Raw genomic sequence first — 13,060 nt, 5'->3', positions numbered from 1 at the left:
GTCTTCCGGTTCGTCAGTGCATCGGTGGCAGTGCGGGCGGACCCGTCGGGATGAGGGGCGGTCCCGTTGGGGTGAAGGAGTTCCTTTGCACCCCAACGGGACCGGCCGTCACATCTTGCAGTCGGTGCTCACGGTCGGGTTGAAGGCCTGCGCGGCGGGAATGGTCTTGACGACCTTCTCGAGGTCCCACTCCTCCTTGACCTCGTCCTTGCTCTTGACCTTGACGAGGTAGGCGTCGTGCAGGACCCGGTGGTCCGCGGCGCGGACCTCGCCGTTGCGCAGGAACACGTCGTTGAGCTTCTTGCCCTCGAGCTCCTTCACCACGGCGTCGGAGTTGTCGGTGCCGGCGCGCTGCACGGCCTCGAGGTACTGCAGGGCCGCGGAGTAGTTGCCGGCGTGGGCGAACGAGGGACGGACCTGGGTCTTGGCCATGAACTTGTCGGCCCAGGCGCGGTTCTGGTCGTCGAAGTTCCAGTACCAGGCATCGGTGAACTGCGTGTTCTTGAACTGGTCGACACCGAGGCTGTGGATGTCGGTGATGAACATCAGGCCGACCGCGAGCTGCGTCATGCCGCCCAGACCCGCCTGGTTGTACTGCTTGACGAAGTTCACGAGGTCGCCACCGGCGGCCATGATGCCGATGACGTTCGGCTTGCTCGAGGCGGCCTTGGTGATGAAGGTCGAGAAGTTGTCGTTGGGGAACGGCGTCGCGATGGACTGCCCCACCGTGCCACCGGCCTTGGTGACGGCAGCCGTGAACTGCTTGCTCATGTCCTGGCCGAACGCGTAGTCGGGGTAGACCAGCGACCAGTTCTTGCCGCCGTTGGCGACGACGGCGGCACCCGTGCCCTGGGCGAGCATGTAGGTGTCGTAGGCCCAGTGGAACGTGTACTTGTTGCACGACTTGCCGGTCAGCGCGGTCGTGCCGGCGCCGATGTCGATGAAGAGCTTCTTCTTCGCCTTGGCCTGCGTGGCCACGGCGAGCGCCGCCGAGGAGGTCGGCACGTCGAGGATGATGTCGGCCTTGTCGCGGTCGTACATCTCCTGCGCCTTGGTGTTGGCGATGTCGGGCTTGTTCTGGTGGTCGGCCGAGACGATCTCGATGTCCTTGGCCACCGCCTTGTCGCCGTACTTCGCCTTGTAGTCGTCGACCGCCATCTGGATCGCGACCTTGGAATCAGGGCCGGACAGGTCCTTGTAGATGCCCGACTGGTCGTTGAGCAGGCCGAGGACGACCTTGCCGTCGCTGATCTTGCCGCCGCTGGCCGCAGGGCCACCTGCGCCACAAGCGGCGAGCACGAGGCTCCCCGTGACAGCGGTGGCCGCGAGGGCCAAGGACTTGTTTCGCTGCATGTCCCCTCCTGGGGGTGTTCGTGGTGCGTTGAGGTGGAGGTGGTGCGATGACTCGTGTGTCGGTGACTCGTGTGTCGGCGGAGCAGGTGGAAGGCCCCCGGGCTACATGCCGAGGTACTCGAGGAGCTCGGTGGTGCGGGACTGGAAGCTCTCGTTGTCCAGCGACTCCACGACCCGCCCCTGGGCGAGGAGGTAGTGGCGGTCGGCGACCGTGGAGGCGAAGGCGACGTTCTGCTCGACGAGCAGGACCGAGACGCCCTGGGCCTTGATCTGCCGGATGATCTCGCCGATGCGCTGGACGATGACGGGGGCCAGGCCCTCGCTCGGCTCGTCGAGCAGCAGAAGCGTGGAGCCCATCCGCAGGACGCGGGCGATGGCCAGCATCTGCTGCTCACCGCCGCTGAGCTTGGTGCCGGGGAAGTCGCGGCGCTCGTGCAGGACCGGGAACTGCTCGTAGACCTGCTCGAGGCTCCACGCGTCGGCCTTGCTCGTGACCGGTGGGAGCAGGAGGTTCTCGGCGACGGTGAGCGTCGCGTAGATGCCGCGGTCGTCGGGCACCCAGCCGATGCCGGCGCGGGCGCGCTTGTCGGCACTGGCCCGACCCAGGTCGTCGCCACCCCAGGTGACGGTGCCCTCGACCTGGCGGTGCAGGCCCATCACCGAGCGCAGCAGGGTGGTCTTGCCGGCACCGTTGCGGCCCACGAGGGTGACGACCTCGCCGGGCTCGACCCGCAGGTCGACGTCGGTGAGGACGCGTGCCTCGCCGTACCACGCGGACAGGCCCGCGATCTCGAGGGTGTGGTCAGACATGCTGCCCTCCGGCCTGTCCGAGGTATGCGGTGATGACCTTCTCGTCGGCCCGGACCTGCTCGTAGGTGCCCTCGGCGAGCACCTGCCCGGCCTGCAGGACGGTGACGGTGTCGGCCAGCGAGCCGACGACGTGCATGTTGTGGTCGACGAACACGACGGTGCGCCCGGCCGAGACCTTCTTGACCAGGGCGATGGTGCGGTCGACGTCCTCGAGGCCCATGCCTGCGGTGGGCTCGTCGAGCAGGAGCAGCTGGGGATCGAGGGCCAGGGCCAGGGCCAGCTCGAGGGCGCGCTTCTGGCCGTAGGCGAGCGAGCCGGCGGCCGCACCGGAGCGGTCGGTGAGGCCGACCTGCTCGAGCAGCTCCATGGCGCGCGGGCGGAACTGGCGCATCTTCGAGCTGGACCGCCAGAAGCGGTAGCCGAGCCCGGTGGGCGAGGCGAGGGCGAGCTCGACGTGGTCGACGACGCTCATCTGGTCGAACAGGCTGGTGATCTGGAACGAGCGGGCGATGCCGAGGTGGGCGATCTGCTCCGGCTGCATACCGGTGACGTCGCGGCCACCGAGGAGGACTTCACCGGACGTGGGTGCCAGGAACCCGGTGAGGAGGTTGAACAGCGTGGTCTTGCCGGCGCCGTTGGGACCCACCAGGGCGTGGACGGTGCCCTCGACCACCCGCAGGTTGACGCCGGAGACGGCGCGGAAACCGCGGAACTCCTTGGTCAGGTCGCGGGTCTCGAGCAGCCATGCTGCTGAGCCTGTGCCTGTTGCCTCGGGGCTGGGCTCGCTGGGCACCGGCACCTCCTCGTGCGGCTGGAGCGACGGCAGGGGACCATCGCGGTTCTGCAGAACACTAGGGGCGCCACGGGACCCCGGACATGGCCGCCCTCGACACAGAGCCACCGGAGAACATGTCCGTCCCCCACATACGTCTCGGGCACCCACGCGGCCATGGGTCACGGGTTCTCGTGCCCGGCGAGCGCCTCAGTGCCAGCGGTCGGGGTGCACGTCCCCGGGGATCTGCGCCGTCGGGTCGTAGGGCGTGCGGCTGAAGCGGAACGACCCGAGGTCGAGGTGCCCGACCCGCCCGTCCGGGTCACGGTGGGCCACCAGCGGTTCACCCTCGTGGTAGCCGTCCAGCCCGACCCAGCCGGTGTCCGTGGGCGCGAACCGTGAGCCGCGGTGGACCCCCGGCTCCCCCAGCACCAGTCCACCATCGGCAGCGAGCCGCAGCGTGTATGGCGTCGTACCCCAGTACCAGTCGCCCACGAGGTCCAGGCCGGTCGCCTGTTCGGCGTCCGCGGTCCACGGGGTCGTCGGCAGGGGTTCGTGCTCGGCGAGCAGCGAGAGCAGGTCGACCGAGATCGGCCCGATGCCGGATGTCGCGTTGGCGAACACCACGCAGCCGTCGCCCGTCTCGAGGTCGACCCTCAGCCCCGCCAGGAAGCCTGGCATCGAGCCGCCGTGACCGCCGAAGCGACGACCCTCGACGTTCCACACCTGCCAGCCGAGGCCGTGCGCACCCGTCCAGGCCTGGCCCGGGGTGTCGTTGACCACGATGGGCAGGCACATCTCGGCGAGGGTCTCTGGGGACAGCAGGCTGGCGGCGCCCCCGGCGAGGAAGGCGGCCCAGCGGGAGAGGTCCTCGACGGTCGACCACAGCTGCCCCGCCGGCGCCATCGCGCCGGCGTGGTGCTCAGGCTCGACGTGGACGAGGTCGGCCAAGGGGTGGACGGCCCAGCCCGGCGCGCTCGGCGCCTGCGGGCGCAGGGAGGTCCGCGCCATACCGAGGGGGTCCAGCAGGCCCGTCCGGACGGCCTCGTCCCACGGCACTCCGCGCAGGCGTCCGACGAGCTCGCCGAGGACGGCGTAGCCGACGTTGGAGTAGTGGAACCTGGCGCCGGGACGGAACCGCAGCTGCGGGCGGCTGGCGAGCAGGTCGGCCCAGTCGCCGCCCTCTGTGCGCTCCCACCACGGGCCGCTGGTCTCGGCCTGCAGGCCCGAGCTGTGCGAGAGCAGCTGGGCGACGGTGACGTGCCCGAAGTCGCTCGCAGCCGTCTCCGGCAGGTGGTCGTCGATCCGGTCGGACAGGTCCAGGGCGCCGGCGTCACGCAGCCGCAAGACCTCCACGCCCACGAAGGTCTTGGTGATGGAGCCGATGCGGTACTGGGTGTCGGCCGTTGCGGGCTCGCCGTCGGACCTGCCTGTCACGGTGCCGACCGCACCGGACCAGACGAGCTCTCCGCCACGGACGAGCCCCGCTGCCACGGAGGGGAGGCGGCAGGTCGACTGCTCCTGCGCCAGCCGGCGGTCGAGGGCGACGGTGGTCGTGGGCTCGAGCGTCATGGTCACTGACCGTAGCCGACCCGGCTTCTGACTGGCCCGGCTGGGACTGTGCCCATGAAAGTGCGCTCTGCCCGTGACGTTTCAGGGGCAGAGCGCACTTTCGTCGGCAAAGTGGGGCGTCAGGACTTCTTGGTGGTCGCCTTCTTGGCCGTGGTCTTCTTCGCGGTCTTCTTGGCAGCCTTCTTCGCCGGGGCCTTCTTCGCCGCGCGCTTGCGGGTCGTCGGGCCCTTGGCGCGCTTCTCCGCGAGCAGCTCGGCGCCGCGCTCGGGCGTGATCGACTCGGGCTCGTCGCCCTTGCGCAGGGTCGAGTTGGTCTCGCCGTCGGTGACGTAGGGGCCGAAGCGACCGTCCTTGACCACCATCGGGCGCCCGGACACGGGGTCGTTGCCGAGCTCCTTCAGTGGAGCCGTGGCCGCCCGACCGCGCTGCTTGGGCTGGGCGTAGATCGCCAGCGCCTCCTCGAGCGTGATGTCGAAGAGCTGCTGCTCGGTCGTCAGGGAGCGGGAGTCGGTGCCCTTCTTCAGGTAGGGACCGTAGCGACCGTTCTGCGCGGTGATCTCGACGACCGTGCCGTCCTCTTCGGTCGAGGTGCCGACGACGCGGGGCAGGCTGAGCAGCTTGAGGGCCGTCTCGAGGTCCATCGTCGCGAGGTCCATGTCCTTGAACAGCGACGCGGTGCGGGGCTTGACCTTGTTCTTGCCCTTGAGCGCCGCGGTCTCCTCGTCGAGGACCTCGGTGACGTAGGGGCCGTAGCGACCGGCCTTCGCGACGATGTCGCGACCGCTCTCCGGGTCCTGGCCGAGGACCTTGCCGTCGTCGGCGGACTGCTCGAGCAGCTCACGCGCCTTCGCCGGGGTCATCTCGTCCGGGGCGATGTCGTCGTTGATCGTCGCGCGGCGGGGGGTCGTCTCGGCGCCGTCGGACATCTCGCCCGTCGACAGGTCGACTCCCTGCGGCACGGTCTCCTCGACGTACGGGCCGTAACGACCGACGCGGACGACGATGCCCTCGCCGATGTCGATCGTCGAGATCGCGCGGGCGTCGATGTCACCGAGGTCCTCGACGAGCTGCTTGAGGCCGAGGTGTGCGTTACCCGCGTCGGGCAGGCCCGACTGGCCACCGACGAGGGCACCCTGCCCCGCGCCGCCATCGCCTTCGCCACCATTGCCTTCACCGAAATAGAACCGCTTGAGCCACTCGGCGCGCTTGGCGTCGCCGCCGGCGATCTGGTCGAGGTCCTCCTCCATGGAGGCGGTGAAGTCGTAGTCGACGAGCTCCGTGAAGTGCTCCTCGAGGAGCCGCGTCACGGCGAATGCCAGCCAGGTCGGGATGAGCGCGGACCCACGGGTGTTGACGTAGCCGCGGTCCTGGATCGTGCCGACGGTGGAGGCGTAGGTCGACGGACGACCGATTCCCTTCTCCTCCATGGCCTTGACAAGCGTCGCCTCGGTGTAGCGCGGCGGCGGGTTGGTCTCGTGGCCGTCCGGCTCGGCGCGCACGACGGTGAGGGAGACACCCTCGCTGAGCTTGGGGAGACGACGCTCCTCCTCGGCCTCCGCGGCCTTGGACGCGCGCTCCTCGTCACGACCCTCCTCGTATGCCGCGAGGAAGCCGCGGAACGTGATGACCGTGCCGGACGCGCTGAACTCCACGACCCGGCCGTCCTCGAGCGTCCCGCCGAGCTTGACCGTCGCGGTCGAGCCACGGGCGTCGGCCATCTGCGAGGCGACGGTGCGCTTCCAGATCAGCTCGTAGAGCGCGAACTCGTCACCACGCAGCTCGCCGGCCACCTGGGCCGGGGTGCGGAAGCGGTCACCCGCGGGACGGATGGCCTCGTGGGCCTCCTGCGCGTTCTTGACCTTCTTCTCGTAGAGGCGGGGCGACTGCGGGACGTACTCGGCGCCATACAGGTCGCGGGCCTGCTGGCGGGCCGCGGTGAGGGCGGCCTCCGACAGCGTGGTGCTGTCGGTACGCATGTAGGTGATGTAGCCGTTCTCGTAGAGGCGCTGCGCGACGCGCATGGCGTTCTTCGAGGACAGCCGCAGCTTGCGCGACGCCTCCTGCTGCAGGGTGCTGGTCGTGAAGGGCGCGCTGGGACGCCGGGTGTACGGCTTCTCCTGGACGCTGGTCACGGCGACCTGGCAGGTGAGCACCTGGGTCGCGATGGAGGTCGCGGTGGCCTCGTCGAGGTGGACGACCGAGGAGCCCTTCAGGGTGCCGTCGTCGTTGAAGTCGCGGCCCATGGCCACGCGGCTTCCGTCGACCGTGGTCAGGCGCGCCGTGAACTGGTTGGAGGCGCCGTCGGGGGTGAAGTCGCCCTCGACGTCCCAGTAGGACGCCCGGACGAACGCCATCCGCTCGCGCTCGCGTTCGACGACGATGCGGGTCGCGACGGACTGCACGCGTCCGGCGGACAGGCCCGCCTTGACCTTGCGCCACAGGACCGGGCTGACCTCGTAGCCGTAGAGGCGGTCGAGGATGCGGCGGGTCTCCTGGGCGTCGACGAGGGCGGTGTCGAGCTCGCGGGTGTTGGTGGAGGCGCGCTGGATGGCCTCCTTGGTGATCTCGTGGAACACCATGCGCTTGACCGGGACCTTGGGCTTGAGCACCTCGAGCAGGTGCCAGGCGATCGCCTCGCCCTCGCGGTCCTCATCAGTGGCGAGGTAGAGCTCGTCGGCGTTCTTCAGCAGCCGCTTGAGCTCGGCGACCTTCTTCTTCTTGTCGCTGTCGACGACGTAGTAGGCCTCGAAGCCGTTGTCGACGTCGACGCCGAACCGACCGAAGGGGCCCTTCTTGATCTCGGCGGGCATCTCCGACGGGGTCGGGATGTCGCGGATGTGACCGACGGACGCCTCGACGTCCCAGTCCTTGCCCAGGTATCCGCCGATCGTCTTCGCCTTGGCCGGCGACTCGACGATGACGAGCTTGCGCCCTTCAGCCACGTTCTCTTCCTCAGTTCCTGATCCCATGTGCTGCGGATTCGTCGCAGCGTGGACATGGCAACGCGACCGACGGTAGCCGGTCAGGTCAAATCTGCCGCGGCCGGTCTCGTCCGTGGGGGGCGGTTCTCAGCGAGCTTTCAGTGATCTCTGCTGACAATTGATTGAAAGTTCAAATAGATGTATCCTGTGGCCATGACCGAGTCGACCGCGTCCGCCCGCCAGCCCGTGCTGTACCTCAGCCACGGCGCTCCGCCGCTGGCCGACGACCCGGTGTGGACGCGTCAGCTGGGCGACTGGTCCGGCCGGTTCGGCAAGCCCACCAACATCCTCATGGTCTCCGCCCACTGGGAGGAGGCACCGCTGGCCCTGAGCGCGACCTCGGGTCAGGTCCCGCTCGTCTACGACTTCTGGGGCTTTCCGCAGAAGTACTACGACGTGACGTATGCCGCCCCGGGTGCGCCCGAGCTGGCGGACAGCATCACCGGGCTCGTGCAGACCTCCGAGACCCCGGTGCACCGCGACGAGTCGCGTGGCCTGGACCACGGCGCCTACGTGCCGCTCGTGGAGATGTATCCCGAGGCAGACGTCCCCGTCCTGCAGATGTCGATGCCCACGCTCGACCCGCGGGCGCTCTTCGAGATCGGCCGCAAGCTCGCGCCCCTGCGCGACGAGGGCACCCTGATCGTCGGGTCCGGGTTCACCACCCACAACCTGCGCTGGTTCAACCCCTCGGCCGGCCCGGACGGCACTCCCCCTGCTGCCTCGGCCGAGTTCGACAACTGGGCGGCCGAGGCGCTCGAGCGCCAGGACGTGGACGCCATCCTCGACTTCATGCACAAGGCACCGGCCGCCCACGAGGCGCACCCGCGCACCGAGCACTGGGCGCCGCTGTACGTCAGCCTCGGCGCGGCATACGAGTCCGGGTCGCTGGAGAACCAGAGCGTCATCGACGGGTTCTGGTTCGGCCTGAGCAAGCGGTCCTGGCAGTTCGCCTGACCCTTCCAGCTTTCCCTCTTCCCGCCGTCCCGCGTTTGGGGGCAGGAAGGTGAGCGATACGTCACCGCCTTGCCCCCAAACGGGGAAGACGTGGTCCACAGCTGTCCACAGGGCGACGACGTCGACGACCTCGTCCACAAGAGACCAGGTCTCATCCGACGCAGATCGAAGCGGTCACCCACCCTGACTCGATGACGCAACCGGGACGACTTCGGCGAGCGACCGCCTCGGCCCTCGCCGACCAGCACGGCGGTGTCGTGTCGCGGGCGGAGCTCGCCGCCGAGAAGATCGACCGCTGGGCTGTCGCCGGTGAGGTCCGCGCCGGTCGGTGGGCGCTGCACGGTCGACGGACCGTGGCCGTCCACACCGCGCCCCTCTCGCGCGACGCGCAGCTGTGGCGGGCCGTCTGGGAGGTCGGCGCCGGCTCGGCCCTCGACGGGGTCACGGCCTTGGAGGCCGCCGGACTCACCGGCTTCGACGAGGAGATCGTGCACGTGTCCGTCGACCACTGGCAACACGGCGGTCGACGGGTGCCCGGCGTCCACATCCACCAGGTGCGCAACGCGCGCACCACGGATGTCCGCCCCTCAGGACTCCCCAGGGTGCGACCCGCCGTCGCTGCCATCCGGGCCGCCCAGTGGGCAAGGTCCGATCGTCAGGCGGCCCTCCTCCTGTGCCTTGTCGTGCAGCAGCGGCTGGTCCGAGCCCACGACCTCGTTCCACTGCGCTGGCCGGGCGCCCACTACGGACGGTCCGCCTTCGTCAGACAGGTCGTCCAGGACGTCACCGATGGCGCGCAGTCCCTCGGCGAGCTCGACTTCACCGCGCTGTGCCGTCTGCACCACCTGCCCGATCCCGAACGCCAGGTCGTCCGCACAGGGCCCTTCGGCCGCATCTACCTCGACGTGCGGTGGCGGGACTGCCCTCTCGCGGTCGAGATCGATGGCGCACAGCACCGGCTGGGCTTGGCAGTGAGCGCGGACAACCTTCGCCGCAACGCCCTGGCCATCGACGGCGAGACGGTCCTGACCATCGACCTGGTCGGGCTCCGCCTCCAGCCGGGAACGTTCATGCGGCAGGTCGTCACTGCATACCGGGCACTCACCGGCCGTTTGGGGGCCACAGGGTGACGCCTGCATCACCCTGTGGCCCCCAAATGCAGAGGTGAGGGTCGGGGGTGGCTGACAGGATGCCGGGCGTGCGCGAACTTCCGGTGTGGGTGCGGTGGCTGCTCGTCGGGCGGTTCGTCAACGCCCTGGGCTCGATGGCCTGGGTGTTCGTTCCGCTCTACCTCGTCTCCAACCGCCACCTCGACGAGGCCGCGGCCGGTTCCGTGGCGGCCGTATGGGGTGTGGGCATGATCGTCGGCAACCTCGCCGGCGGGACGGTGGGCGACCGCTGGGGGTTGCGCCCGACCCTCGCGGTGGCCTCGCTCGCCTCCGCCCTCGGCTGCGTGGCCGTGCCGCTCACACCGACGGCGGGGCTGGCCGCCGTGCTGTTCGTCATGGGAGCGCTCGGTGGCATCGGGCGACCCGTGTCGTTCGCACTCGTCACCAGCGCGCTCCCCACCGAGCACCGTCGCCAGGCCAGTGCCTGGATGAGGTCGGTCAACAACGCCGGCACCGTGCTCGGTCCGCCGCTGGGCGGGCTCCTCGCCGTCCACCACTTCGGGGCGGTCTTCGTCATCGACGCGCTGGCCAGCCTGCTCATGCTGGCCGTGGTCCTGTTCGTCGTCCCCGGGTCATCGCGAACGCCCGTGACGGACGGGGCACGCACGGGTGTCCTGACCGCCCTGCGTGCGGACCCGCGGTTCGTGCTGCTGCTGGGCACGGTCGTGGCGGCCGACACGGCCTACCGCTTCGCCTACTCCGCCGTCCCGTGGCAGCTCGACGCGCTCGGCGCCGCACCCTGGGTCTACGGCACGACGATCTCGCTCAACTGCGCGCTGATCGTGCTGTTCGAGCCGTGGCTGGCCCATCGCCTGCGCGACCAGAGCCCCGAGCGCCTCATCGTCGCGGGGTTCGTCCTCGTCGGCGTCGGCTGGTTGGTCGTCGCCCCCTCTCCCGCCGTCGCGACCGTGCTCGCCGCCGTCGCCGTCGTGACCGCCGGGGAGATGCTCTACAAGCCGACGGCCACCGCCCACGCCGCCGACCGCGCGCCCGAGGGCATGCACGGCCGCTACCAGAGCCTCTACGGGGCCGCGTCCATCGGCGGCACCGTGATCGCCCCGCCCCTGGCCGGCGCCCTGTTCCAGCACTCGCCCCACCTGATGTGGGTCGCGGGCGGCGTGCTCGCCCTCGCTGCGGCAACCGTCCTCGGCCTCGCCCGCGTCGGCATACCCAGCTCAGTGCACACCGACGCCGACGCCGCCATCAACCGGATTGGGGGCCGGAAGGTGAGCGATGGCTCACCTTCCGGCCCCCAAGCCTGAGGAGCTGACGTGCGGTGCGGCTCAGTGCCCGCCGGAGCGGCGGCGCGGAGCCGGCCGGGTCGGGTCGTCGCCGGCCTTCTCGACCTCGTCGGGGACGACGATCGGCTTGACCCGGGCCCAGCCGAGGAACAGGACCGCCGCGGCGATCAGGACGATGCCCGTCCAGAGGTTGGCGTTGACGCCGCCGGTCCTGTCGAGGTGCTTGTCGGCGAACAACCCGGCGAAGAACAGGATCAGGCCGTAGATGCCGAGCAGGCTGCCGATGATGTTGCGGATGTCGAACGCGCCGGCCGTCTTCTTGGCGGGCTTGGTGGTGGTGTTCGTCTTGTCGGACATGTCGGCTGCTCCTAGAAGGCGAAGTTGAGGACGAGGACCATGACGAGCGCGACCCCGGCGAGCGGCATCGTCCGCTGGTACCACGGCAGGCTGGCCTCCTCCGGGTCACGCAGGTCCTCCTTGGGCGTCTCGGAGTAGACCAGGCCCTTGAGCTCAGAGGCGGGCTTGGGCGCGGTCACCAGGCTGACGACCACGCTCACGATGATGTCGACGACGAACGCCGTCGAGGCGGCGACGAAGCTGGCGCCCTGTCCTGTCAGCGGCAGGACCCCCAGGCTGGCCGACCCGAACGCGTCCTTGGACAGGAGCGCGACGAGCACCGCCGACACCGTGCCGCTGGACAGACCCACCCAGCCGGCCGTCGCCGTCATCCGCTTCCAGAACATGCCGAGGATGAACGTGGCGAACAGTGGCGCGTTGAAGAAGCCGAACAGCGTCTGGAGGTAGTCCATGACGTTGGAGAAGCTCGAGGCGATCGAGGCCGTGAAGATCGCGATGACGGTCGCCGCGACCGTCGCGAGGCGGCCGATGCGCAGGTAGTAGTCGTCGCTGTGGTCCTTGCGGATGTAGCGCTGCCACAGGTCGTAGCTGAAGACGGTGTTGAAGGCCGAGATGTTGGCGGCCATGCCGGCCATGAACGCCGCCAGCAGACCCGCGATGGCCAGGCCCAGCAGGCCGTTGGGGAGGATGTCGCGCATCAGGAGCAGGAGCGCGTCGTTGTACTTCACACCCTCGCCGGACGCGCCGCCCGCCGGGGTGCCGCCGCCCTTGAGGTCGATCATCTCCTTGACCAGCACGGCCGAGACCATGCCGGGGAGGATGACGATGAACGGGATGAACATCTTCGGGAAGGCGCCGATGATGGGCGTCTTGCGCGCCGCCGAGATCGACTTGGACGCCATCGCGCGCTGGACCTCGACGAAGTTCGTCGTCCAGTAGCCGAACGACAGCACGAAGCCGAGGCCGAAGACGATGCCGATGACCGACAGGAAGCTGGAGGTGAACCCCGACAGCGCCTGCCCCGGCCACGACTCGAGCTGCTGGACCGGGGGCGCGACCTTGGCGCCGGCCGGTGCCGACAGGGCGAACGCGGTGATCTTCTCCTTGAGGCCGCTGTAGCCACCGACCCGGTGCAGGCCGATCAGGGTCAGCGGCAGCAGCGAGGCGACGATGACGAAGAACTGCAGGACCTCGTTGTAGATGGCCGCCGACAGACCGCCGAGGGTGATGTAGGACAGCACGATCGCCGCGGCCACGATGAGCGCGATCCACAAGGGCCAGCCGAGCAGCGCGTGGACGATCGACCCGAGCAGGTAGAGGTTCACGCCTGCGATGAGCAGCTGGGCGACCGCGAAGCTGATGGCGTTGACGAGGTGGGCACCGGTGCCGAACCGCCGGAACATGAACTCGGGGACCGAGCGCACCTTGGACCCGTAGTAGAACGGCATCATCACGACACCGAGGAACAGCATCGCCGGGATGGCGCCGACCCAGAAGTAGTGGACCGTCGGGAGGCCGTACTGCGCACCGTTGGCCGACATCCCCATGATCTCGACGGCGCCGAGGTTGGCCGAGATGAAGGCTAGGCCGGTCACCCAGGCCGGGAGCGAGCGCCCCGACAGGAAGAAGTCGATCGAGTCCGAGACCGACCGGCGGGCCATGAAGCCGATGCCCAGCACGAACGCGAAGTAGATGGCGACCAGGAGGTAGTCCATCCAGTTCGCGTCGATCAAGGGGGTCGCGGCGGGCACCGCGAGAGTGAGGTGAGACATCAGCGGCTCCTAGGTGACGACAAACCAGCGGCTCAAACCTAGGCGTTCGGGGCTCGATCGGCACCCGGGCCCCCGT

10 protein-coding genes are annotated in these 13,060 nt (G+C 69.4%); 3 read left to right on the top strand and 7 right to left on the bottom strand.

Annotation, left to right across the window (positions count from 1 at the left end; genetic code table 11):
• Positions 1 to 108: 108 nt before the first annotated feature.
• The 5 genes from ABEG17_RS10545 to topA all read right to left on the bottom strand — a co-directional run bounded on the left by ABEG17_RS10545 (position 109) and on the right by topA (position 7,449).
• Positions 109 to 1,353, bottom strand: coding sequence for an ABC transporter substrate-binding protein (locus ABEG17_RS10545; RefSeq protein ID WP_406829431.1), 1,245 nt, complete (start codon positions 1,351 to 1,353; stop codon positions 109 to 111).
• Positions 1,354 to 1,455: 102 nt separating this feature from the next.
• The gene (locus ABEG17_RS10540) at positions 1,456 to 2,163 is read right to left on the bottom strand and encodes an ABC transporter ATP-binding protein (protein ID WP_406829430.1); all 708 of its coding nucleotides are present in this window, start codon (positions 2,161 to 2,163) and stop codon (positions 1,456 to 1,458) included.
• On the bottom strand, positions 2,156 to 2,956 hold the full coding sequence (locus ABEG17_RS10535; RefSeq protein WP_406829429.1) for an ABC transporter ATP-binding protein: 801 nt from the start codon (positions 2,954 to 2,956) through the stop codon (positions 2,156 to 2,158). The genes ABEG17_RS10540 and ABEG17_RS10535 overlap by 8 nt, the downstream gene beginning before the upstream one ends.
• 189 nt (positions 2,957 to 3,145) lie before the next feature.
• Positions 3,146 to 4,507, bottom strand: coding sequence for a serine hydrolase domain-containing protein (locus ABEG17_RS10530; RefSeq protein WP_406829428.1), 1,362 nt, complete (start codon positions 4,505 to 4,507; stop codon positions 3,146 to 3,148).
• A gap of 119 nt (positions 4,508 to 4,626) precedes the next feature.
• Positions 4,627 to 7,449 (bottom strand): type I DNA topoisomerase, encoded by a 2,823-nt coding sequence (gene topA / locus ABEG17_RS10525; protein ID WP_406829427.1) that lies wholly within the window; start codon positions 7,447 to 7,449, stop codon positions 4,627 to 4,629.
• A gap of 192 nt (positions 7,450 to 7,641) precedes the next feature.
• Here topA and ABEG17_RS10520 point away from each other — a divergent pair, with 192 nt between their 5' ends.
• From ABEG17_RS10520 to ABEG17_RS10510, 3 genes are all read left to right on the top strand, one after another.
• Positions 7,642 to 8,445, top strand: coding sequence for a dioxygenase (locus ABEG17_RS10520; protein ID WP_406829426.1), 804 nt, complete (start codon positions 7,642 to 7,644; stop codon positions 8,443 to 8,445).
• A 191-nt stretch (positions 8,446 to 8,636) separates the two neighbouring features.
• Positions 8,637 to 9,575: a hypothetical protein gene (locus ABEG17_RS10515; RefSeq protein ID WP_406829425.1), complete on the top strand. Its 939-nt coding sequence runs from the start codon at positions 8,637 to 8,639 to the stop codon at positions 9,573 to 9,575.
• A 68-nt stretch (positions 9,576 to 9,643) separates the two neighbouring features.
• Entirely contained in the window at positions 9,644 to 10,876 is a 1,233-nt protein-coding gene (locus ABEG17_RS10510) for an MFS transporter (RefSeq protein ID WP_406829424.1), read from the top strand.
• Between the two features lie 21 nt (positions 10,877 to 10,897).
• Here ABEG17_RS10510 and ABEG17_RS10505 read toward each other — a convergent pair whose 3' ends face one another.
• The gene (locus tag ABEG17_RS10505) at positions 10,898 to 11,212 is read right to left on the bottom strand and encodes a hypothetical protein (protein WP_406829423.1); all 315 of its coding nucleotides are present in this window, start codon (positions 11,210 to 11,212) and stop codon (positions 10,898 to 10,900) included.
• Positions 11,213 to 11,223: 11 nt separating this feature from the next.
• Complete coding sequence (locus ABEG17_RS10500; RefSeq protein WP_406829422.1) at positions 11,224 to 12,984, bottom strand: sodium:solute symporter family protein; 1,761 nt, start codon at positions 12,982 to 12,984, stop codon at positions 11,224 to 11,226.
• Positions 12,985 to 13,060 lie beyond the last annotated feature (76 nt).

This window comes from Pedococcus sp. KACC 23699, assembly GCF_045348425.1.
Classification (GTDB): Bacteria; Actinomycetota; Actinomycetes; order Actinomycetales; family Dermatophilaceae; genus Pedococcus.
Note: the sequence above shows the minus strand (reverse complement) of the source record. Positions and strands in the feature narration are given on the sequence as shown.

What these genes read in the sequence shown, in the direction of transcription:
- ABEG17_RS10545 (WP_406829431.1), bottom strand. Translation starts at nt 1,353, where the DNA reads ATGCAGCGAAACAAGTCCTTGGCCCTCGCGGCCACCGCTGTCACGGGG.
- ABEG17_RS10540 (WP_406829430.1), bottom strand. Translation starts at nt 2,163, where the DNA reads ATGTCTGACCACACCCTCGAGATCGCGGGCCTGTCCGCGTGGTACGGC.
- ABEG17_RS10530 (WP_406829428.1), bottom strand. Translation starts at nt 4,507, where the DNA reads ATGACGCTCGAGCCCACGACCACCGTCGCCCTCGACCGCCGGCTGGCG.
- ABEG17_RS10520 (WP_406829426.1), top strand. Translation starts at nt 7,642, where the DNA reads ATGACCGAGTCGACCGCGTCCGCCCGCCAGCCCGTGCTGTACCTCAGC.
- ABEG17_RS10515 (WP_406829425.1), top strand. Translation starts at nt 8,637, where the DNA reads ATGACGCAACCGGGACGACTTCGGCGAGCGACCGCCTCGGCCCTCGCC.
- ABEG17_RS10505 (WP_406829423.1), bottom strand. Translation starts at nt 11,212, where the DNA reads ATGTCCGACAAGACGAACACCACCACCAAGCCCGCCAAGAAGACGGCC.
- ABEG17_RS10500 (WP_406829422.1), bottom strand. Translation starts at nt 12,984, where the DNA reads ATGTCTCACCTCACTCTCGCGGTGCCCGCCGCGACCCCCTTGATCGAC.